The sequence below is a fragment of the Azonexus hydrophilus genome (genome assembly GCF_001956855.1).
Classification (GTDB): Bacteria; Pseudomonadota; Gammaproteobacteria; order Burkholderiales; family Rhodocyclaceae; genus Azonexus; species Azonexus hydrophilus_A.
The window spans coordinates 25,123-48,394 of the sequence record NZ_MTHD01000005.1; the positions used below are offsets into that span (position 1 = coordinate 25,123).

The following is a 23,272-nucleotide window of genomic DNA, read 5'->3' on the forward strand; positions in this document are numbered from 1 at the left end:
CCGCGCCATTCTAAATGCCAGCGCCGATGACGGCACGGTTTCTATGCTTTTCCGGCGAACAGTTCGATCTTGCGGGTCGGCCCGGAGATGATCAGCAGGTCGCCGGGAAGAATGCGGCTGCTTGGCGTTGCGTGCTGAAAATCCTCATGGAGCCGCTTGATGCCGACCACAGTGACGCCGAATTTCTCCCGGATCATCGACTCGCCGAGCGTTTGCTGATGCGTGCTGGCCGGGGCGTGAATCCTGGCGATGGCGAAGCCGTCGTCGAATTCGATGAAGTCAATCATCCGGCCGCTGATCAGGTGGGCCACCCGTTCGCCCATGTCGGCTTCGGGATAGACCACATGGTGGGCGCCGATGCGTTCGGCGATCTGGCCGTGTTCGGCGGAGAGCGCCTTGACCCAGATATCCTTGATGCCCAGTTCGGTCAGCACCATCAGCGTCATCAGGCTGGCGGCGATGTCGGTGCCGATGCCGACGATGGCATGCGTGAAGTCGGCGACGCCCAACTGGCGCATGATCGCGGTGTTGGTCGAGTCGGCCTGCACGGCGTGGGTCAGCAGGTCGGCCCATTCGCGCACCAGTTGTTCGTCGCGGTCGATGCCCATGACGTCGTGGCCGAGGCGGACCAGCGACTGGCCGACGGCGCAGCCGAAGCGGCCGAGGCCGATGACGACAACGCTGTCGCCCTTGGCAAAGGAAAATTGTTCGGTGAATAGTCTAGCCAACAATGGGATGCTCCTCGGGGTAGCGGAAAGGCATGCGTCGTTCGCCCAGGGCCAGCGACGCGGCAAGGGTGATGGTACCGACCCGGCCGACGTACATCAGCAGCGTCAGCATCAGTTGGCCGAATGGCGGCAGGTCGGCGGTGATGCCGGTGGACAGGCCGACCGTGCCGAAGGCCGAGATCACCTCGAAGATCACCTTGTCGGTCGGCAGGTCGGTGCAGCGCAGGATGGCGATGGTGCCGAAAACGACCAGCGCGCTGCCAAGGACCAGGACGGTGATCGCCTGGCGCTGGGCGGAGGCGCTGACCCGTCGTCCGAAGGCTTCGCTATCGCTGCGGCCGCGGATTTCGGCGATGACCAGCAGGGCCAGGATGGCCACGGTGGTGACCTTGACGCCGCCGGCCGTGCCGGCACTGCCGCCGCCGACGAACATCAGGAAGTAGTGCAGCGCCCAGCTTTCGTGCGTCAAGGCGCCGATGTCGACCGAGTTGAAACCGGCGGTGCGCGCGGAGACGGAGGCAAAGGCCGCCGACAGCAGCTTGTCGGGTAGCGTCATCGGCCCCAGCGTGGCCGGATTTTTCCATTCAAAGACCAGCAGCACGAGAAAGCCGCCGAGCAACAGGATGCCGCTGGCGAGCAGCGTCAGCTTGGTGTGCAGCGACCAGTGGCGGGAATCGCGGCGCTTGGCGCGCAGGTCGTGCAGGACCGGAAAGCCGATGCCGCCGACGACGATGGCCATCATTACCGGCAGCAGGATCATCGCGTCGCTGGCATAACGGACCAGGCTGTCGGGGTGGATCGAGAAGCCGGCGTTGTTGAAGGCTGAAACGGCGTGGAACAGACCGCTCCAGGCTGCTTCACCCCAGGGCAGATCGTAGGCCAGGTGCAGCCGCAGTGTCAGCAGGAGGGTGACGGCCAGTTCCATGCTCAGCGTGACGCCGAAAACCAGCCGCGCCACGCTGCTGACATCGCCCAGTCCGAGCGTATGCGTTTCAACCTGGCTGATCAGTTTCGAGCGCAGGCGCAGCGAGCGATTGACCATCAGGCCGAGCAGCGTCGCCGCCGTCATCATGCCGAAGCCGCCGATCTGGAACAGCACCATGATCGTCCACTGGCCGAAGGTCGACCAGTAGGTGCCGGTGTCGACGACCACCAGACCGGTGACGCAGACCGCCGACACGGCGGTGAACAACGCGGTCAGCCAGGGGGCGGAGACACCGTCGGCCTGTGCTTGCGGCAGCATCAGCAGCAGCGTGCCGGCGACGATGGCCAGCAGGAACGCCAGGGCTACGCTCTGGCTGGGGTGGAGCAGGGATTTCATGCGTCAGGCTTGCGTCAATGGTGCGAAGCATTCTGGCAAGGCGCACATAAAAATGTCGTAAATTTTCGCCCGGGCTGGCCGGGCGTTTTCACGCCTGTTGTTTGCGCAGGATTTCCTTCATCGCATCGAACTGGAACTGCCGCGCCAGCTCGCGCAGCACGCGGACGAACTCGCCGTGGCGGGCATCGAGTTGTTCGATTGCGCCGAGCTGGTTGAGGATGCCGCGCAGGTAACCGAGGTTGATTGCCTCTTCCAGCGCTGCCACGTATTCCGCAGCCGGCGCCACCAGCGGCAGTGGTTCGGCCGGCGTCGGCGCCGGGCGCGGCGTGTCGGCGGTGACCCATTCGATACCGAGCTTGCGACCCAGCCAGTCGAGCAGTTCATTGACCTTCAGCGGCTTGACGATGAAATCCTCCGGGCCGATGCCGACATCGTTGTCCAGCCCCTTGTCGAAGGCGTTGGCTGAGAGGATGGCGATGTGGGCGTCGGTCAGCTGCTGCTGGCGGATGCGGCGGATGGTTTCCCAACCGTCGATGCCGGGCATGCCAAGGTCCATGAAGACGAGGTGCGGCTTGCACCGGGGAATCGCCTGCAGCGCTTCGTAACCGCTGGCCGCCTGGTCGACGATGAAGCCGAGCGGTTCGAGCACGCTTTGCAGCATGTCGCGGTCGACCTTTTCGTTATCGACAACGAGGATGCGTTTGCGCACGCCGACGTAGCCGATGCGGTTGAGCTTCGGCAGTTCGCGCGCCGCCTGCGCCGAATGCACCTGCGGCAGGAACAGCCGGATGCGGAACAGCGTGCCGGTACCGGGCGTGCTGGACACCTGCATCTCGCCGCCCATCAGGTCGGTCAGCATGCGGGCGACGGTCAGGCCGACGCCGCTGCCGCCAGCCTGCACCGTGCTGCCGCGGACGAATGGTTCGAAGATGCGTTCCATGTCCTCGGCCGGGATGCCGGGGCCGGAGTCGCGGATTTCGAAGACGGCCATCTCGCGCCGGCATTCGACCTTGAATTCGACGCCGCCGCGCACCGTGAACTTGACCGCGTTGCCGAGGATGTTGATCAGGATCTGGCGCAGCCGCTTCTCGTCGGCGCGGACCACTGCGGGCAGCTCACCGGCCGGCCGGTAGTCGAAGGACAGCCCCTTGTTGCGCGCCTGCAGCTCGAACATGCCGACGATCTGCTGCATGAAGTCGGGGAAGTCCATCGCCTTGACCTCCAGCGTCAGCTTGCCGCCTTCGATGCGGGCGATGTCGAGCGTGCCCTCGATCACCGACAGCAGGTGGTCGCCGGACTTGCGGATGACGCTGACCGCCTGCTTGCGCTTGGGCGGCACGTCGGGGTCGGCGTCGAGGATCTGGGCGTAGCCGAGGATGCTGTTGAGCGGCGTTCGTAGCTCGTGGCTGATCGCCGTGATGTAGCGGCTCTTTGCCTGGTTGGCGGCATCCGCGACTTGCTTGGCCTTCTGCAACGCTTCGTCGGTGCGCTGGTGCGATTCGATTTCCTGCAAGAGCAACTGCGTCTGGCGGTTCGATTCTTCCTGCGCGACGCGCCGGCTTTCCTGGGTCAGCACCATCCACCAGGCGCCGACGCCGGAGAGCAGCAGCAAGGCGGCGAAGGTCTTGATGAAGGTTTCCTGCAGCGCGGAAACCATCGCCGGGTTGCCGTCGCCGAGCATCAGCAGTTCGTGCGTGTACAGCAGGCCGAGGACCAGCGCCAGGATCGGGACGATGCCGGCCATCAGCAGCAGGTAGTGGCCGAGCCCGGTTTCCAGGTAGGGCAGGGCAGCTTTCGGCAGCAGCCGGCGGAGCAGCGCGTGCCATTGCGCCGAGAGGCTGGCCTGCGGTTTGCACAGGTCGTGGCAGCGGGCGTCGAGCGAGCAGCACAGCGAACAGATCGGGCCCTGATAGGCCGGGCAGTGCGCCATGTCCTCGCCTTCGTACTCGCGCTCGCAAATCACGCAGGTATGGCTGTGGACCGCAGAAATGTCGGCCGGCCGCGCCAGATAGTAGCGTCCTGCGGTCAACCAGGCGATCAGCGGCGAAATGACGAAAGCCGCCGCCATCGCAACGAAGGGCGCGTAAGGCTGGATGGCCGAGCCGAGGAGGCCGGTGAAGGTGGCCACCGACAGCAGCGAGGCGGCAGCCATGGCGCCGACGCCGACCGGGTTGATGTCGTAGAGGTTGCTGCGCTTGAACTCCATGCCCTTCGGCGACAGGCCGAGCGGCTTGTTGATGACGAGGTCGGCAACCACCGCCGCCATCCACGAAATGGCGATGTTCGAGTACAGCCCGAGCACCTGGCCGAGCGCCTGGAAGACGTTGAGCTCCATCAAGAGCAGCGCGATCGCCGTGTTGAACACCACCCAGACGACGCGTCCCGGGTGGCTGTGCGTCAGCCGGGCGAAGAAGTTCGACCAGGCGAGCGAACCGGCGTAGGCGTTGGTGACGTTGATCTTCAGTTGCGAGACGATGACGAAGATGGCGGTGACGGCAATGGCGATCGTCGTGTTGTCGAAGACGTGGGAGAAGCCGATCAGATACATCTGATTGGGGTCGACGGCCTTGTCCGGCGAAAAACCGTTGCGCAGCACCAGCCAGGCGAGCAGTGCGCCGCCCAGCATCTTCAGGATGCCGGGAACGACCCAGCCCGGGCCGCCGACGATGACGCCGAACCACCAGCGCTTGCGGTTGGCGGCGGTCTTCTCGGGCATGAAGCGCAGGTAATCGACCTGCTCGCCCATCTGTGTGACCATGGCGATGCCAACGGTCAGCGCCGCACCGAAAAGGTGCGGGTCGAAAACGGCGCCGTTGCCCTTCTCGCCGGCATAGGCGAGCAGGCCGGCGAAGGCGTCTGGCTCTTCGAGCAGCACGAAGACGTAGGGCAGGACCAGCAGGAAAATCCACAGCGGCTGCGTCCACGCCTGGAAACGGCTGATCGCCGTGACCCCGTGGGTGACCATCGGAATCACCACGACGGCGCAGACCAGGTAGCCCCAGGCCGGTGGCAGGCCGAAGGCGAGTTCCAGCGCGTAGGCCATGATCGCCGCTTCGAGGGCGAAGAAAATGAAGGTGAACGACGCGTAGATCAGCGAGGTGATGGTCGAGCCGATGTAGCCGAAACCGGCGCCGCGTGTCAGCAGGTCCATGTCCAGCCCATGCTTGGCGGCGGTATGCGAGATTGGCAGGCCGATCAGGAAGATGATCAGCCCGGTCGCCAGAATCGCCCAGAAGGCGTTGATGAAACCGGCATTGACCAGCATCGTCGCGCCGACCGCTTCGAGCACAAGGAAGGAAGCCGCGCCGAAAGCCGTATTGGCGACGCGTAATTCCGACCACTTGCGGAAACTGCGCGGCGTGAAACGCAGCGCATAATCCTCCAGCGTTTCATTGGCGACCCAGGTGTTGTAGTCGCGGCGGATCTTGATGATGCGTTGGGCGGGAGCGGTTTGCGTCATGGCCGCCATTGAAGCAGATTTCATGCCCCGGCGGGCAATGCGGATTTCATCAGCGAAAAGTGATGGACTTCTGCGGTCGACCGCACCAAACTGGTGCTTTCGCTTCGGCGGCGGGCGTTTGGCGGGTGCATGCCGGTGCCGGGTTTGATAAGAAACAAGGGCTTGCAAGCTGGTTCGCCTCTTGCTTTTAAGCCATCAGTCATTTTGCCCGGAGCAAGCCTGTGTCCATCCATGTCGCACTGAATCACGTCACGCATTACAGCTATGACCGTCTGATCAATCTCGGTCCGCAGATCGTCCGTCTCCGTCCCTGCCCGCACTCGCGCACGCGCATCCTGTCCTACTCGCTGAAGATCGGGCCGGCGCAGCACTTCATCAACTGGCAGCAGGACCCGCAGGGCAATTACCTGGCGCGCCTGGTGTTCCCGGAAAAGACCCGCGAGTTCCGCGTCGAGGTCGACATGGTTGCCGAAATGTCGGTGATCAATCCCTTCGACTTCTTCCTTGAGCCGCATGCCGAAAAGATTCCTTTCGCCTACGTTGCCGAGGAACGTCACGAACTGGCGCCTTACCTGTACAAGGTCGATTGCGGCCCGCTGTTCGACAAGTACCTGGCCGGCATTTCGCGTGAGCCGTTGCGCAGCGTCGATTTCCTGGTGGCGTTGAACGCCCAGTTGCAGCGCGACATCAGCTACACGATCCGGATGGAGCCGGGCGTGCAGACGCCGGAAGAAACACTGACCAAGAGCTCCGGTTCCTGCCGCGATTCGGCCTGGCTGCTGGTGCAGGTGCTGCGCCACCTGGGCTTGGCCGCACGTTTCGTTTCCGGCTATTTGATCCAGTTGACCGCCGATGTGAAGTCGCTTGACGGCCCGTCCGGCCCGGAAAAGGATTTCACCGACCTGCATGCCTGGACCGAAGTCTATCTGCCCGGTGCCGGCTGGATCGGCCTTGATCCGACCTCAGGTTTGTTCGCCGGCGAAGGCCACATTCCGCTGGCGTGTACGCCGGAACCGTCTTCTGCGGCGCCGGTCAGCGGCGCCATCGACGAATGCGAAACCGAGTTCGCGCATTCGATGGGCGTTACCCGCATCTGGGAAGCGCCGCGCGTGACCAAGCCGTACACCGATGAGCAGTGGCTGGAGATCGAGGGACTCGGCCACCAGATCGACGAAGCGCTGATGCGCATGGACGTACGTCTGACCCAGGGTGGCGAGCCGACCTTTGTTGCGGTCGACGACCCCGATGGCGCCGAATGGAACACCGCCGCGATGGGGCCGACCAAGCGCTTCTTCGCCGCCGAACTGTTCCACCGCCTGCGTGACAAATATGCGCCGAACGGCCTGATGCACTTCGGCCAGGGCAAGTGGTACCCCGGCGAGCAGTTGCCGCGCTGGTCGCTGAACTGCTTCTGGCGCAAGGATGGCGAGCCGATCTGGAACAACCCGGCGCTGTATGCCGACGAGCGCAAGGATTACGGCGTCACCGCCGATCAGGCCGGGCACTTCCTCAAGCGTGTTGCCGAACGCCTGGGCGTGACTGCCGACTACGTCTTCCCAGCTTTCGAAGACGTTTTCTACTACATGTGGCGCGAGCGCCGCCTGCCTGGCAACGTCGATCCTTTCGATTCGCGCGTCGACGATGCGCTTGAGCGCGAACGGCTGATGAAGGTGTTCACGCAAGGCATGACCTACACCGTCGGCCATACGCTGCCGATCATGAAGAACGTTTACGGCGAATGGCAGACCGGGCCGTGGTTCCTGCGCGCCGAGCGCTGCTACCTGTTCCCCGGTGATTCGGCGATGGGCTACCGCCTGCCGATCGACTCGCAACCGTGGACGGCGCAGAGCGACTATCCCTACGTCAATGTCCCGGATGCCGAGACGGCGACCGATCCGCTGGCCAGCTACGCCGCACTGCGCGCCCGCGTCAGCGGCCAGACCGGCGCCCGTGGGCCGCAGATGCAGGACCGGCGCAGCGCTGCCGTCGGCATCGCTGGCGACGGCAAGGGCCGGGCCTGGGAAAAGCCGACCGACACCCGTCCCGGTTTCAAGGAATCCGCCGGCTGGATCACCCGCCTGGCGATGTGCGCCGAGCCGCGTGACGGCAAGCTGTACATCTTCATGCCGCCGACCGAAAAACTCGACGATTACCTGGAAATCGTCGCTGCCGTCGAGTCGACCGCAGAAGAGATGGCTTTGCCGGTGATCATGGAAGGTTACGAGCCGCCGTCCGATCCGCGCCTGACGCATTTCCGCGTCACTCCCGATCCGGGCGTCATCGAAGTCAACATCCATCCGGCCAAGAGCTGGGACCAACTGGTCGAGCAGACCACGCACCTCTACGATGCGGCCCACGTCACCCGCCTGACCACCGAAAAATTCATGGTCGACGGCCGCCACACCGGCACCGGCGGCGGCAATCACTTCGTCCTCGGCGGCGCGACGCCGAACGATTCGCCCTTCCTCCGTCGGCCGGATCTGCTGAAGAGCCTGCTCGCCTACTGGCAGAACCATCCCAGCCTGTCCTACCTGTTCTCCGGCCTGTTCATCGGGCCGACCAGCCAGGCGCCGCGCATCGACGAGGCGCGCAACGATTCGCTGTACGAACTGGAAATCGCCTTCAGCCAGATTCCGCCGGCCGGCCCTGGTGTTGCAAATTCGGTGCCGCCGTGGTTGATCGATCGCATCCTGCGCAACCTGCTCACCGACGTCACCGGCAACACGCACCGTTCCGAGTTCTGCATCGACAAGCTGTATTCGCCGGATGGTCCGACCGGTCGCCTTGGCCTGCTCGAACTGCGCGCCTTCGAAATGCCGCCGCACGCGCGCATGTCGCTGGCCCAGCAACTGCTGCTGCGGGCACTGATCGCCCGCTTCTGGAACGAACCGTACAGCCCGCAACGCCTGGCCCGCTGGGGTACCGAGCTGCACGACCGGTTCATGCTGCCGCATTTCGTCGACCAGGATTTCCGCGACGTCATGGAAGAAATGACCGCCGCCGGCTATCCGTTCAAGCACGAATGGTTTGCCCCGCATTTCGAATTCCGCTTCCCGAAATACGGCGATTTCGCCGTCAAGGGCATCGAATTCGAACTGCGGCACGCGCTCGAACCCTGGCACGTCATGGGCGAGGAAGGCTCGGCCGGGGGCGCCGTGCGCTATGTCGATTCGTCGGTCGAGCGCGTCCAGGTCAAGGTCACCGGCATGGCGCCGGACCGCTACATCCTGACCTGCAACGGCGAACCGGTGCCGCTGACCAACACCGGCAAAAACGGCGAGTTCGTTGCCGGCGTCCGTTACCGGGCCTGGCAACCGGCGTCGTGCCTGCATCCGACCATTGGCGTCCATGCGCCGCTGGTGTTCGACATTGTCGATACCTGGATGCAGCGTTCGCTGGGCGGTTGCCAGTACCACGTCGCGCATCCGGGCGGGCGCAGTTTCGACACCTTCCCGGTCAATGCCTTCGAGGCTGAAAGCCGTCGTCTGGCCCGCTTCTTCCGCTTCGGCCACACGCCGGGCAAGATGCAGGTCAAGGCGCCGCAGATCAGCGCCGAGCACCCGTTTACGCTAGACTTGCGCCGTAACTAAACCAAGAAAAACGCACCCTGCGGTCGGTTGACCGCAGCAACAGGCCGTCTCCGGCCTGTTGGCGTTACCGACGAGGCCGAATGGCACGCACCCTCCTGGCAATCTACCCGCACAGCGCCCGCCGCTACGACGAAATGTTGAAGGCTGACGGCGAAGTGCGCCCGCACTGGCGGCCCTTCTTCGAGCACCTGGACGCGGTGTCGCCGGAGGACATGCACCAGCGCCTGGACTTCGCCGACCGGCGCATCCAGGAAAACGGCGTCACCTACAACGTCTACGCCGATCCGAACGGCGCCGACCGGCCGTGGGCGCTCGACCCGGTACCGCTGATCATCCCGCCCGACGAATGGGCCGAGGTGTCGTCGGCGGTCGCCCAGCGGGCAACGCTGCTCAACGCCATCCTGGCCGATCTCTACGGCGAGCAGACCCTGTTGGCCAAGGGCCTGCTGCCGCCGGCGCTGGTGTACGGCCAGCACGGTTTCCTCTGGCCGTGCCAGGGGATCAAGCCGCCCGGTGGTATCTGGCTACACCATTACGCTGTCGACCTGGCCCGTTCGCCGAACGGTCGCTGGTGGGTCATCGCCGACCGTACGCAGGCACCGTCGGGCGCCGGCTACGCGCTGGAAAACCGGCTGGTGGTGTCGCGTGTCTTCCCGGAAATGTTCCGCGACCTGCACGTTCAGCATCTGGCCGATTTCTTCCGCGATCACCAGGATGGCCTGGCTGCGCTGGCGCCGGTGGAAGGCGACGAGCAACCGCACATCGTGCTGCTGACGCCGGGACCGTACAACGAAACCTACTTCGAACACGCCTACCTGGCCCGCTACCTCGGTTTCCCGCTGGTCGAGGGGCAGGATCTGACGGTGCGCGGCGATACCGTCTACCTGAAGACGCTGCGCGGGTTGAAGCGCGTACACGTGATCCTGCGTCGCCAGGATGACGATTACTGCGATCCGCTTGAATTGCGCGGCGATTCGGCGCTCGGCATCCCCGGCCTGATCAACGTCGCCCGCGCTGGCCGGGTGACGATTGCCAACGCGCTGGGCAGCGGTCTGCTGGCCTCTGGTGCGCTGATGGGCTTCCTGCCGGCGATCTGCCGGCACCTGCTCGGCGAGAAACTGGCGATGCCATCGGTCGGCACCTGGTGGTGTGGCGAGAAACCGGCGCTCGACTACGTCAAGGAAAATTTCGACGACCTGGTGATCAAGCCGGCTTACCCGACCCAGCGCATGGAGCCGGTGTTCGGCCACGAACTCGAGGGCGAGGCGCGCGAGGAAATGCTGCGCCGGATCGAGGCCAGGCCGCATGCCTACGTGGCCCAGGAAATGGTCAACTTGGCCCAGGCACCGACCTGGAGCCGGGCCCATGAACGCCGGCTGATCGCCCGTCCGGTCGGCCTGCGCGCCTACGCCGTGGTCAATGCCGAGGGCGAATATTCGGTCATGCCTGGTGGCCTGACCCGTGTTGCCCAGGGCGCCGGCGCCCGCATCATTTCGATGCAGCGCGGCGGTGCTTCCAAGGATACCTGGGTGCTGACCAATGGCCCAGTCAGCGAATTCACGCTGCTCAAGCCGTCGTTCGGTGTCCGTGACCTGGTTCGTGCCGGTGCCAACCTGACTTCGCGGGTGGTCGAGAACCTGTTCTGGCTCGGCCGTTATTCCGAGCGCTTCGACGACAGCGCGCGCCTGCTGCGCGTGGCGCTGGCCCGGCTGGTCGATGTCGGCGGCGAGAAGACGGCGGCCGTCGCTTCGGTCATGGAACTGGCCGAGCGCCTGAAGGTGCTGCCGACGCCGGAAGAGGACAGCGAACCAGCCGAAGGCGGCGAACACGTGCTGCTCGAAGCCATCTACGACCCGGCGCAACCGGGCAGCCTGGCGGCCAACATCCGCAGCCTGATGTGGTCGGCGACGCATGTGCGCGAGCGCCTGTCGCTGGATCACTGGCATTCGCTGAACCGTTTGCAGCGCGAGCAGCAGGCGGCACAGAAAAAGCACCCGACGCTGACCGAGGCGATTGCCTTCCTTGATCGCGTACTGCTGGTGTCGTCGTCGCTCAACGGTTTCGCCATGGACAACATGACGCGCGACGATGGCTGGCGTTTCCTGATCATCGGCCGTCGCCTGGAGCGCCTGTCCTTCCTCGCCCGTGGCATCGCCGGCTTCCTGCGCATGGACTCGGCGCGTGGTCAGGGTTGCCTGGAATGGCTGCTGGAAATGGCCGATTCGATCATCACCTACCGTTCGCGTTATTCGCGCCAGGCGGAACTGTTGCCGGTCATCGACCTGCTGGTTTTCGACGAGAGCAATCCGCACGGCGTGATGTTCCAGGTCAATGTCCTCAGCCGCTACCTGGAGCGCATGGCGCATGAACTCGGGGCCGATTACGACGCCCGCCTGAGCACCGCCAGCGAACGCCTGCGGAAGTTCAGTCTCGAACAGTTCGAGCACCTGCAGTTCAGCCAGTGTCGCAGCTGTGCGCCCTGCGATGAGCTGGCGACGCTGCTCGAAGATCTCGTCGCCGCCGCCGGCCATCTGTCGGACGGGCTGGGCATGCGCTATTTCACGCACGTCGGCGATGTCAGCCGGCAGACCATGGCCCTGTGAGCATCATGGAACCCGTCCGTTACCACGTCCTGCACGAAACACGTTACGACTACGGCAGCAATGTCTCGCTGTCGCAGCAACAACTGCACCTGTCGCCGCGTTTCCTGCCCTGGCAGCAGGTGCATGAGCAACGCATCGTCATCGAGCCGACGCCAACCTGGCGGCGCGACGGCCTGGATGCCTTCGGTAATCCGGTCAGCTGGATATCGTTCAATGCGCCACACGACAGCCTGTGCATCCGCTCGGCGATGAACATCGCGGTGCTGCCGCACCTGCCTGACGAAGCGATGCTCGACGCGTCCATCCCCTGGGAAGAGCTGCGCGAGCGCCTGGCCTACGATGCGCTGGAGCCGCTGCCGGAAGATCTGGATGCTGCGCGTTTCCTGTTTGAAAGCCCGCATGTCCGGGTCAAGCACGAACTGGCCGCTTATGCCGCCGACTGTTTTCCACCCGGCGTACCGGTATTGATTGGTGCCCGTGCACTGATGGCCAAGATTTTCGAGGAATTCGAGTTCGATCCCGAAGCCACCACGGTATCGACGCCGGTGCTCGAGGTGCTGGAGAACAAGCGCGGCGTCTGCCAGGATTTTGCCCACCTGATGATTGCCTGCATGCGCGCCCTCGGTCTGGCTGCCCGTTACGTCAGCGGCTATCTGCTGACCCGGCCGCCACCCGGCAAGCCGCGCCTGATCGGTGCCGATGCGTCGCATGCCTGGGTGTCGGTCTATGCGCCGGGCACTGCCGACAACTGGGTCGATTTCGATCCGACCAACAACCTGCTGCCGGATACCGAGCACATCACGCTGGCCATCGGCCGCGATTTCACCGACATCTCGCCGCTGCGCGGCATCATCCTCGGCGGCGGCGGTGCCGAACCGGAAGTGGCGGTGACGGTCGTGCCGCTCGACGAAGAGGAAATTCCCGCAGCGCTGCTGGCCGAACCGGAAGCCGGCGCGGCCGAGGCTTGATGCGTCGCGTTGTCATCATCGGTGGCGGGCCGGCCGGCTTGATGGCGGCCGAGCAGCTTGCTGCGCTCAACGGCGTGCAAGTCGAGATTTTCGACGCCATGCCGTCCTTCGGGCGCAAGTTCCTGATGGCCGGCAAGGGTGGCATGAACATCACGCATGCCGAGCCGCTGCCGGATTTTATCGGCCGTTACGGCCAGCGCGCCGGCCAGATCGCGCCGCTGCTCGAGCTTTTCAGTCCGCAGGCCTTGCGCGACTGGATTCATGGCCTGGGCGTCGAAACTTTCATCGGCACTTCCGGCCGGGTCTTTCCCACCGAAATGAAGGCAGCGCCGCTGCTGCGGGCCTGGCTGCACCGGCTGCGCGGGCAGGGCGTGCGTTTCCATGTCCGGCATCGCTGGCTGGGCTGGGGCGACGACGGCAGCCTGCGTTTTGCCACGCCGGACGGCGAAGTTTTCGTGCATGCGGCGGCCACGGTGCTGGCGCTGGGCGGCGGTAGCTGGGCCAAGCTGGGTTCGGATGGCCGCTGGGTGGACGTGCTGCGCGCCGCCGGTGTGTCGGTGGCACCGCTGCAGCCGGCCAATTGCGGTTTCGACGTCGCCTGGTCGGCGCATTTTCGCGAGCGCTTCGCCGGCCAGCCGGTCAAGCCGGTGGTCGGATCTTGCGGTCAACTGCGCCAGCAGGGCGAATTCAACATCACCGACAGCGGCATCGAGGGTGGCCTGGTCTATGCGCTGGCGGCGCCGCTGCGCGATGCTTTGCTTGCCGGCGAAGTGGCGGAACTGCATCTGGATCTGGCGCCCGGGCGTAGCCTCGAACGCCTGCGTGCCGACCTGGCGAAGCCGCGCGGCCGCGATTCGCTGGCCAATCACCTGCGCCGGCGTCTCGGCATCGAGGGCGTCAAGGCCGGACTGTTGCGCGAATTGTGCCCGCCCGAGGTGTTGACCGCAGCAGACCGTCTGGCTGCCGCGATCAAGGCGCTGCCGTTGCCGGTGACGGCAACGCGGCCCATCGACGAGGCCATCAGTACCGCCGGTGGCGTACGCTTCGAGGCGCTCGACGCAGCGCTGATGCTGCGTGACCACCCGGGGGTTTTCGTTGCCGGCGAAATGCTCGACTGGGAAGCGCCGACCGGCGGTTACCTGCTGACGGCCTGCTTTGCCAGCGGCCATCGCGCCGGCAGCGGCGCCGCCGACTGGCTGCGCCGCTAGCCGCGATATCAGCTCAGCCGGGCAAGGGCCTGGTCGAGTTGTTCGGCGGCAGCTTCGAAGTCGAAATCGGCGATCTTTCGCTCGAAACTGCCGAAAGCCTCGCCAAGCACTTGCTGCAACAATGGTGCTTTCGTCTGCAGCTGGCCTTGTACGGCGAAATCGCAATCCTTGAGCTGCTGGCTCAGGCCGGCCAGTTGCCGGCGCAATTCTTCCGCCGTCGCCCCGTTGCCCTGCTGGGCCGAAGCTTGTGCGGCCTGCCGCTGCCCGGCCAGCGCCGCGTGCAACTGTTGGTAGTTATCTTCACAATCGGCGATCAGGCGGGCAATCTCTTCCGCCGGACGTTGCTGGCGAATCGCATGATCCAGGTCGGCGGCCGACTGGAACACCGCGGTCGCGCCCAGTGTGCCGGCCGCGCCCTTGATCGAGTGGGCCAGCCGGCGCGCCTCTTCGAGTTCGCCCAGGGCGAACAGTTCGTGCATGTGCGGGAAGTCGCCGAGATGATTGTCGGCGAAGGTCGATAACAGCCGCTGGTAGGTGGCCAGTTTGCCGCGGACGGCGTGCAGCCCGGCCTTGGCGTCGAGGCCGGGAATCCGGGACAGATAATCGAGGGCATCGGCGTCGCCGGCGGTATCCGGTGCCGTGACTGAGGCTGCTGCGGGTGCGGGCAGCGTTTGCGCGCCGGCATCGATGACCTGCAGCGGCAGCACGAACCAGAATTCGCTGCCTTCGCCCGGTGCGCTGTTGACGCCGATATTGCCGCCCATCAGTTCGGCCAGGCGCCGGCTGATCACCAGCCCCAGTCCGGCGCCGCTATGCCGGCGTGTGGTCGAGCTGTCGGCCTGTTCAAAGGGGTTGAACAGCCGCGACTGGGTGGTGCGGGCGATGCCGATGCCGGTGTCGGTGACCGAGAAACGCAGCCGCAGGCGGTCGCCCTCCCGTGCCTGCGCCTCGACCCGGATCGTGATGCTGCCGGATTCGGTGAACTTGATCGCATTGGCCAGCAACTGCAGCAGGATCTGCCGGATGTGCTGGGCATCGCCGCGCAGTCGCGGCGGGAGGTTCGGGGCGATCTGGCTGTCGAGGCCAAGATTCTTGCTCCGGGCTTTGTCGGCAAACTGTTGCCGGGCTTCGGCGATCAGTTCGGCAAGCGAGAATTCGCCGTTGCTCGGGGTCAGGTTGCCGGCTTCGAGTCGCGACAGGTCGAGAATGTCGTTGAGCAGCTGCATCAGCTGGTTGGCGGCATCGGCGATCCGGCCCAGGCGCTCGCTGGCGTCGGTGGCGGCGATGTCACGCTGGAGCAGGTGGGTGAGCCCGAGGATGGCGTTCATCGGCGTCCGGATTTCGTGGCTCATGTTGGCCAGGAAGCTGCTCTTCGCCCGGTTGGCGGCTTCTGCCTCTTCCTTGGCGTGCTGCAATTGCTTCGTCCGCTGGTCGACCAGCCCTTCCAGTTCCTGGCGGTAGCGTGCCAGTTCGGCCTGGTCGCGCTTCTTTTCAGTGACGTCTTCCTCGATCGCCAGGTAGTGCGTGACCTCGCCGTTCTTCTGGCGAACCGGCGAGATGATGGCGTGGGCGTTGTACAGCGAGCCGTCCTTGCGCCGGTTGATGAACTCGCCGCGCCAGATGTCGCCACGCAGCAGGCTCTGCCACAGTTCGGCCAGGGTCCGCCGGCTGGTCTGGTCGGACTTGAGCAGGCGTGGATTGCCGCCGATGATTTCTTCCGGCGGATAGCCGGTACAGGCGACGAAAGCCTGGTTGACGTATTCGATGCTGCCGTCGGTGCGGGTGATGATGATGCTGTGCGGGCTTTGTTCGATCGCCAGCGACAACTGGCGCAGGCTGGCTTCGCTGGCAGCGAGCGCACGCCGCGAGCGCTGCTTGCCGATGCCGATGCCGAGTTCGTTGGCCAGGTCGTCGAGCAGCCCGGCTTCCTCGTCGTCGATGCTGTGTCCGGTTTCAATGCCGAGCAGCAGGTAGCCGACGCGTTCGCCATCGTTATGGAGCGGCAGGATGTAGTCGGCCTCCTGTACCGCTGGCATCGGTTCGTCAGCGGCAATGAAACGTGCCGAACGGTAGCCGCCGATGTCCACCGCCAGCCGGCAGACAGCAGCCAGCAGTGCGGTTTCATCGCTTTCCCGGACGACGCTGCGGGCAATGCCGCCGAGCAGGTGCAGCGAACGGTTCTGGCGTTCGATCCGGCGGCGGTCGGCGCGGCGCTGGCCGATGTCGGTGAGGATGCCGCTGACCACAGTCGGCAAACCTTCGTGGTCGCGTTCGGTGACGCAGCCGCGGTCCTCGACCCACAGCCAGTGCCCCCAGGCGTGCCGAATCCGGTATTCCATCCGGTGCTGGCCCATTTTTTCGCGTAGCACGCTGTCGACCGCAACATCGTAGTGCTGGCGGTCCTGCGGATGGATGCGTTCGCGCCATTCAGCGAGATTCATCGGGCCGTTGCCCTCGTTTTCGCCAAACAGCGCCAGCAGGCTGTTGCTGCACACGACACGGTCGTGTCGTGGCCGGTATTCCCAGGCGCCGGCACCGGCGGCGGACAGGGCCAGGTTGAGCTGGGCCTCCAGGCGCAGCCGGTCGCGTTCCTCGCACAGCCGGTTCAGCGTGATTTCCATGTCGTGCATCGCCAGTTGCTCGAACAGCCGGGACTGGCTGATGACGCCGGCAACCTCACCATCGTCGGACAGCACCACCATGTGCCGGACACGATAGACGCTCATCGCGCTCAGTGCGTCGTTGACCGACTGCTTGACGTGAATGCTGTGGACCGGCGCGCTCATCGCCTGGCCGAGCGGGATTTCGCAGGCGTTCGGGTAGCAGCTGAGCAGGCGTGGGACATCGCGTTCAGTCAGGATGCCCAGCGGTTTGCCGTGCTCGCTGACGAGAATATAGTCGGAGGCCAGTTGCAGCATCCGGGTCAGGGCCGTATCGAGCTTGGTGCCTGGCGGCAGGTGCGGCATCTCGCGGTCCATGGCGCTGGCCAGCGTCTGCAGGTGCTGGAAGGCGAGCACGCCAAGATGGCGGCGGAAGTCGGTTTCGCTGACGATGCCGATGGTTGCGCCGTCCGGGGCGACGACGACGAGATGGCGGATGCTGTGGGCATCGATCAGCTTGCGCGCACCGAGCAGGTCAAGGTCGGGTGGGGCGGTGACCAGCGGGTGCGACATGACCTCGCTGACGGCGGTATGGCCGGGCAGGCGCCAGTGCAGGGCGCGCAGCATGTTGCTCTCGGTGATGATGCCCAGGGTTTTTTCCGGCGGTCCGATGAGCAGGCTGGAAATGCTCGCCTCGCTCATGATTTTGGCAACTTCCTGCAGCGAGGTTTCCGGGGCGACGCTGCGGACGTCGCAGGTCATGATGTCGGCGAGGGTGACGGGGAGCCGGTGGTTCATTGGGCGGACGGAGGATCCTGCCGGTAACGACGGATGGCCTGGCAGGTCTGCTGCAGGGCCTGGCCGAGATCGGCGAAGCATTGGTCGATGGGAGTTTGTGCTGCACCTGGCAGCAACGCGTCGTTGAGGGCGCAGGCGGCGGTGTGGATGTCGCTCAGGCCGAGGGTGCCGGCGACGCCCTTGAGATTGTGGGCAAGGCGTCGGGCATCGTCGAGCCGCTGTTCGCGGCGCGCGCTTTCAAGGATTTGGTGATCCTCGCCGTGCCCGGCAAGGAAGCTGTCGAGCAGGCGCAGGTAATTGCGGACGTTGTTGCGTACCGTGCGCATCGCCTGTTCGATATCGATGCCTGGCAGCCTGGCCAGGGCAGCGCGTTCGTCGTCCGCCCTGGCGGTTGCCGGGGCGGCGACGGGCAGCGCAAGCTGGCTGCTGGTGCCCAGTGGCAGCCATTTGACCATCGAGGCGTACAGGTTGTCCGGATTGACCGGTTTGGCGATGTGATCGTTCATCCCGGCTTCCAGGCAGCGCCGCCGGTCTTCGCCGAAGGCGTTGGCGGTCATTGCGAGTATCGGTGTCGTGCACCCGTCGGCGCGCAGTTTCCGGGTGGCGGTGAGTCCGTCCATGACCGGCATCTGCATGTCCATCAGGATGATGTCGTAACGCGTTGCCAGCACCCGCTCGATGGCCTCGGCACCGTTGCTGGCGACATCGATGACGAAACCGACGTCTTCCAGCAGGTCGCGGGCGACTTCCTGGTTGATCGGGTTGTCCTCGACGAGCAGCACGTGCGGTGGGGCGGCCAGCTGTTTCAGACAGTCTTCGGCACGCGAAATGCAGATCGGTCCGGGCAGTTCCTTGCCGGCACCTGTCTGCAGGCGGGCTGTAAACCAGAAGGTGCTGCCGACGCCCGGTGTGCTGTCGACGCCGGTCTCGCCGCCCATCAGCTGGGCCAGGTGGCGGGCAATGGCCAGGCCGAGGCCGGTGCCGCCAAAGCGCCGGGTGGTCGAGCCGTCGGCTTGTTCGAAGGCCTGGAACAGGCGGCGCTGCTGCTCGGAATCGATGCCGATGCCGGTGTCGCTGACGGCAAAGCGGACCAGCAGCCCCTGATCGTTGCTGGCCAGCAGGCTGACGTCGATGGCAATGCTGCCGTGTTCGGTGAATTTGGCGGCGTTGGTCAGGAAGTTGAGCAGGACTTGGCCCAGCCGCAAGGGGTCACCGTGCAGGATTTCGGGAAGTTGCGGGTCGATCCGGCTGGTGAACTGCAAGCCGCGCGAACGGACGCGGTCGACCACCAGCGTCGAGGTGTTTTCGATGATCTGCTGCAGGCGGAAATCGCTGGGTGCGAGGACCAGCTTGCCGGCCTCGATTTTCGAAATGTCGAGAATCTGGTTGATGATTGCCAGCAGATGGTGCGCTGCATCCTGGACCTTGCCGAGCCGGTCGAGCATGCCCGGTTCCGCGGTCTGCCGGGTGGCGAGATGGGTCAGGCCGATGATGGCGTTCATCGGTGTGCGGATTTCGTGGCTCATGTTGGCGAGGAAGGCGCTCTTCGCCCGGTTGGCTTCTTCCGCAGCATCGAGGGCGCTGGCCAGTTCGCTGGTGCGTTCGGCAACGATTTCCTCGAGGTGGGCGCGGTAGCGTTCGAGTTCGATATTGGCCTGACGCTGTTTTTCCTCGCGTTCGAGCAGGGCACGCTCGTTGGCGATGCGTTGCGAGATGTCGGCGATGAAGACTACCAGATAGGCAGCGCCGTCGACATTGATGGTTTCGGCGGACAAGCTGATTTCGCGGCTCCTGCCGTCGCTGCCGACGCCGGTGCTTTCAAAGTCGGTGACACGCCCATCGCGGCGCAGGAGTTCCAGCATCTGGTTCCGATCCTCCGGCATGTTCCAGAGGCCGGCTTCGATCGTCGTCTTGCCGAGCAGGGCTTCGCGTGTCCAGGCATATTCCCGCAGCAGGCGTTCATTGACATCGACCAGCTTGCCGTCTTGCAGGCGGGTGATGCAGGCGGCGACCGGTGCCGCCTGGAAGGCGACGGCATAGCGCGCGAGGGCCTGGCCTTCTTCGTGCAGCGCCTGGGCCATGGCGTGTTCCTTGTCGCCGGCGTGCTGCAGTTGCAGTTCGTTTTGCGTGATTTCGGCAAATTTGCTGCGCAGCAGGAAATACAGCATCAGGCCGGTGGCGGCGACGTAGAACCAGCCCTTGAGCAGATTGATCAGCGTCCGGTTGCCGGTTTCGGCGACCAGCAGTTCGACGGCCAGATCGGTGAAGAGTATCCAGCAGGCCGCGAACGCAAGATAAAGCAGGACCAGTTTTCGGGTGGCGCGGGCATATCCGGGGTCTTCGGTTTTGAGCGCCTGGCTCATCTGGCCTACTCTGCGTAAGTTGCGGCGATGCGCTTGAAGTTGTCGAATTCGTGCACGAAGGCCGCGACGACATCCGGGTCGAAGTGACTGCCGCTACCGCCGACAATGATGCGGTAGGCTTCTTCCATCGGCATCGCCGGTTTGTACACACGGGCGCAGATCAGGGCATCGAAGACGTCGGCCAGCGCCATCAGGCGTGCGGAAATCGGGATGGCGTCGCCGACCAGTCCGCCGGGATAGCCGCTGCCATCCCATTTTTCGTGGTGGCCGCGGGCAATTTCCTGGGCGATGCGCAGGAATTCGACCGGCCGTGCCGAGTCGGCTTCAGCCTGGGCGATTGCCTGGGCGCCGATTTCGGCATGGGTTTTCATGATCGCCCATTCTTCCGGCGTCAGTTTGCCCGGCTTGAGCAGGATGTGATCGGGGATGCCGACCTTGCCGATATCGTGCAGCGGTGCCGACTGGGCCAGCGCGTTGACGGTGCGGTCGTCGAGGTAGGCGGAAAAGCGCGGGTGATGCTGCAGGCTGCGTGCCAGTGTGCGCACGTATTCCTGGGTGCGGCGCAGGTGGTTGCCGGTTTCCGGGTCGCGGGTTTCGGCCAGGTGGGCGAGGGCGTGGATGCTGACTTCCTGGATCAGCTGGTTTTCCGCCATGCGGCTGGCGACTTCCTTTTCCAGGTAGGCGTTGTGGTCGCTGAGGATGTCACGCGCCTTCTTCAGTTCGAGCTGGGTGCGCACGCGGGCGAGCACGATGGCCGGCCGGATCGGCTTGGTGATGTAATCGACGGCGCCGCCGTCGAGGCCGCGTTCCTCGTCATCGGTGCCGTCCATGGCGGTGACGAAGACCACCGGGATGTCACGGGTGACGGGATTGCTGCGCAATTCGGCGAGAACGCCATAGCCGTCCATGTCCGGCATCATCACGTCGAGCAGGATGAGGTCGGGTGGCGGCGAGGCATTGGCAATCTGCAGGGCGCGCCGGCCCGAGTTGGCGGCGCGGACCCGATAGATCGGCTGCAACAGTTCCCCGAGAACGCTGAGGTTTTCGGGAACGTCGTCGACAATCAGGATGGTTGGCTGTGCTTGAATCTTGTCTCTCCAGCCCATGAAACGGGTTTCCCGGATTATGGCCTGTGCCGCTGCGTCTGGCTACTGCCCTTTCGTTCAGATCGGAGTATTCAGGCCGACCAGACGGCGATAGGTGGCGAAACGGCTTTTCTCGATTTTCCCGCTGTCGACCGCAGGACGCAGTGCACAGTCCGGTTCGCGGTCATGGCGGCAGTCGCGGAAACGGCAGTTGCCGAGAAAAGGGCGGAATTCGCGGAAGGCATATTCGATTTCGTTGCGGTCGAGGTGGCCGAGGCCGAATTCCTGCAGGCCGGGCGAATCGATCAGGTGACTGTCGGCGTCGAGGTGGTAGAGCGTGGCGTGTGTCGTCGTGTGCTTGCCGGAGTCGAGGGCCTGCGAGATTTCGCGCGTGGCGGCGCGGGCTTCCGGGATCAGCGCGTTGACCAGCGTCGATTTGCCCATGCCGGACTGGCCGACCAGTACGCTGGTCTTGCCCTGCAGGTGCGGGCGCAGGTCTTCGGCGTGGCGCAACGCCGACAGTTCAAGGATGCGGTAACCGAGTGCCGCAAAGATCGCAGTCTGCCGGCGGGCGGTGCTCATCTGTTCGGTCAGGTCGCATTTGTTGAGGACGATCAGGACTTCGATGTCCTCGCTTTCGGCGGCGATCAGCGCGCGCGTCACCAGATCGTCGGAAAACGCCGGTTCGCTGGCGACGACGACGACCAGCTGGTCGACGTTGGCGGCAATCAGCTTCTGGCGGATTTCGTTCGAGCGGTAGAGCAGGCTACGGCGCGGCAGGATGGTGTCGATGACACCCTGGTCGGCGGAGCTTTGCGTGATCTCGACGTCGTCGCCGCAGGCCACTTCGCTTTTCTTGCCACGGGGAAAGCAGGGCAGGCGCTGGCCGTCTTCTGCTTCGACAATGTACTGCCGCCCATGGGCGGCGATGACGCGGCCGCGCATCAGTCCTTGAACTTGTAGAAGGTCTGGTTCAGGTAGGCGGCCACTTCGGCTTCCTCATCCGGGAACCAGCCGGCCTGCACCTGGGCGTTGCAGGCGGCCGTGCGTTGCAGGACATCGAGCTTGGTCGACAGCATCCGGCCTTCCCGAGTGTACATCTTGCTGCCGTCGCCACCGTACATCCGGACATGGCAGGCAACACATTTTTCCTCATGTTTGGCGTGGCCCGCCTTGGCGTCGGCATCACCCCAGGGATCGGCAGCGAGCGCCGACAGGGGGATCAGGGAGGCGGCAAGAAGTGCGCTGATCGTTTTCATGCGTGTTTCTCCTGAAGTTGCAGTTGCGCGATGCGCTGCGCCGCTGGCGGGTGGGAATCGTGGAACAGCGAGTGCAGCGGGTCCGGGGTCAGTGTCGAAGCGTTGTCGTCGTAGAGCTTGACCAGCGCCCGCACCAGATCGCCGGCGGCGGCGTGTTCGGCGGCATAGGCGTCGGCTTCGAACTCATGCTGGCGCGACAGGCGGCTCGACAGCGGCGCCAGCGGGAAGAGGAAGACCGGTACGACGAGGAAGAAGAGGATCAGCGCCAGCGCAGTACTCTGCGCCGGCACGCCGAGACCGGTGTAGAACCAGGTGGTGTCGATCAACTGGCCGAGCAGCCACAGGAAGGCCAGCGACCCGGCAAACATCAGCGCGATGCGCTGGACGATGTGCTTTTTCCGGAAATGCCCCAGCTCGTGCGCCAGCACGGCTTCGATTTCCGCCGGCGCGAGGCGTTCGAACAGGGTGTCGAAGAAGACGATGCGCTTGTTGTCGCCGAAGCCGGTGAAATAGGCGTTGCCATGACTCGAACGCTTCGAGCCGTCCATGACGAAGAGGCCGCTGCTGCGGAAACCGCAACGGCCGAGCAGGGCTTCGATGCGCGTCTTCATTTCACCGTCGGCCAGCGGCGTGAACTTGTTGAACAAGGGGGCGATCCAGGTCGGATAGACGAACAGCACGAGCAGGTTGAAGACGCTCCAGAACAGCCACACCCACAGCCACCAGTATGCACCCATGGCGCCCATCAGCCACAGCACGGCGGCGACCACCGGTACGCCGATGGCGACGCCAAGCAGCGTCTGCTTGACCAGGTCGGAGACGAACAGCGCCGGCGTCATGCGGTTGAAACCGTGCCGGACCTCGACGACGAACTGGCTGTACAGCGACAGCGGCAGGTCGATCAACACCGAGATCAGCATCACGCTGAAGATCATCGCCAGCCCGTAGGCGATGCCGTCGAGACGTGGCGACCAGAGTTCATGCAGCCAGGCGAGACCACCGCCGAGCGTGAAGGCGAGCAGTACGCCGGCTTCGATGAGAATGGCGAAAATTGCCGTTTTGCTGCGGTCGACCGTGTAATCGGCGGCTTTTTGATGCGAGGCGAGCGTGATGCGCCCGGCGAATTCCGCCGGCACCGCGGCTCGATGGGCGGCGACATGGCGGATGTGACGCAGCTTGAGCCACAGGCGGGTGGCCAGGCTCAGGGTGAAAACGGTCAGGAACAGCAGGGTGAAATTCTCGGTCACGGGCGATGTCGGTGGAAGCTGTGAGAAAATGGCGTTTTTAAA

The 23,272-nt window shown here is 64.7% G+C and carries 13 protein-coding genes; 4 read left to right on the forward strand and 9 right to left on the reverse strand.

Annotated elements, in window-relative coordinates:
- Positions 1-41: 41 nt before the first annotated feature.
- The 3 genes from BJN45_RS13690 to BJN45_RS13700 all read right to left on the reverse strand — a co-directional run bounded on the left by BJN45_RS13690 (position 42) and on the right by BJN45_RS13700 (position 5,533).
- Positions 42-728 (reverse strand): potassium channel family protein, encoded by a 687-nt coding sequence (locus tag BJN45_RS13690; RefSeq protein WP_076096197.1) that lies wholly within the window; start codon positions 726-728, stop codon positions 42-44.
- Complete coding sequence (locus tag BJN45_RS13695; RefSeq protein WP_076096199.1) at positions 721-2,049, reverse strand: TrkH family potassium uptake protein; 1,329 nt, start codon at positions 2,047-2,049, stop codon at positions 721-723. The genes BJN45_RS13690 and BJN45_RS13695 overlap by 8 nt, the downstream gene beginning before the upstream one ends.
- Before the next feature lie 88 nt (positions 2,050-2,137).
- The gene (locus tag BJN45_RS13700) at positions 2,138-5,533 is read right to left on the reverse strand and encodes a hybrid sensor histidine kinase/response regulator (protein WP_240494578.1); all 3,396 of its coding nucleotides are present in this window, start codon (positions 5,531-5,533) and stop codon (positions 2,138-2,140) included.
- 197 nt (positions 5,534-5,730) lie between these two features.
- Between BJN45_RS13700 and BJN45_RS13705 the strand changes: the two genes are divergently transcribed.
- The 4 genes from BJN45_RS13705 to BJN45_RS13720 all read left to right on the forward strand — a co-directional run bounded on the left by BJN45_RS13705 (position 5,731) and on the right by BJN45_RS13720 (position 13,878).
- Positions 5,731-9,099, forward strand: coding sequence for a DUF2126 domain-containing protein (locus BJN45_RS13705; protein ID WP_076096202.1), 3,369 nt, complete (start codon positions 5,731-5,733; stop codon positions 9,097-9,099).
- A gap of 80 nt (positions 9,100-9,179) precedes the next feature.
- Positions 9,180-11,702 (forward strand): circularly permuted type 2 ATP-grasp protein, encoded by a 2,523-nt coding sequence (locus tag BJN45_RS13710; protein ID WP_076096204.1) that lies wholly within the window; start codon positions 9,180-9,182, stop codon positions 11,700-11,702.
- A gap of 5 nt (positions 11,703-11,707) precedes the next feature.
- Positions 11,708-12,670: a transglutaminase family protein gene (locus BJN45_RS13715; RefSeq protein ID WP_076096206.1), complete on the forward strand. Its 963-nt coding sequence runs from the start codon at positions 11,708-11,710 to the stop codon at positions 12,668-12,670.
- Entirely contained in the window at positions 12,670-13,878 is a 1,209-nt protein-coding gene (locus tag BJN45_RS13720; RefSeq protein WP_170873098.1) for a TIGR03862 family flavoprotein, read from the forward strand. The genes BJN45_RS13715 and BJN45_RS13720 overlap by 1 nt, the downstream gene beginning before the upstream one ends.
- Positions 13,879-13,886: 8 nt before the next feature.
- Here BJN45_RS13720 and BJN45_RS13725 read toward each other — a convergent pair whose 3' ends face one another.
- From BJN45_RS13725 to BJN45_RS13750, 6 genes are read right to left on the reverse strand one after another with little or no spacing between them, the layout of a single operon-like run.
- Positions 13,887-17,276 carry a CBS domain-containing protein gene (locus tag BJN45_RS13725; RefSeq protein ID WP_076096209.1) on the reverse strand — a complete coding sequence of 1,130 codons (3,390 nt, stop codon included), beginning with the start codon at positions 17,274-17,276 and terminating at the stop codon, positions 13,887-13,889.
- A complete protein-coding gene (locus BJN45_RS13730) occupies positions 17,273-19,639 on the reverse strand; it encodes a response regulator (protein ID WP_076096211.1) in 2,367 nt (788 codons plus the stop codon). The genes BJN45_RS13725 and BJN45_RS13730 overlap by 4 nt, the downstream gene beginning before the upstream one ends.
- Positions 19,640-19,644: 5 nt before the next feature.
- Positions 19,645-20,745 (reverse strand): response regulator, encoded by a 1,101-nt coding sequence (locus tag BJN45_RS13735; RefSeq protein WP_076096212.1) that lies wholly within the window; start codon positions 20,743-20,745, stop codon positions 19,645-19,647.
- A gap of 57 nt (positions 20,746-20,802) precedes the next feature.
- Positions 20,803-21,669, reverse strand: coding sequence for a ribosome small subunit-dependent GTPase A (rsgA, locus tag BJN45_RS13740; RefSeq protein ID WP_076096214.1), 867 nt, complete (start codon positions 21,667-21,669; stop codon positions 20,803-20,805).
- Positions 21,669-21,983, reverse strand: coding sequence for a hypothetical protein (locus BJN45_RS13745; protein WP_076096216.1), 315 nt, complete (start codon positions 21,981-21,983; stop codon positions 21,669-21,671). The genes rsgA and BJN45_RS13745 overlap by 1 nt, the downstream gene beginning before the upstream one ends.
- Positions 21,980-23,230, reverse strand: a complete 1,251-nt coding sequence (locus BJN45_RS13750) for a M48 family metallopeptidase (RefSeq protein WP_076096218.1) — start codon at positions 23,228-23,230, stop codon at positions 21,980-21,982. Before BJN45_RS13750 ends, BJN45_RS13745 begins: the two co-directional genes overlap by 4 nt.
- Positions 23,231-23,272: the final 42 nt, after the last annotated feature.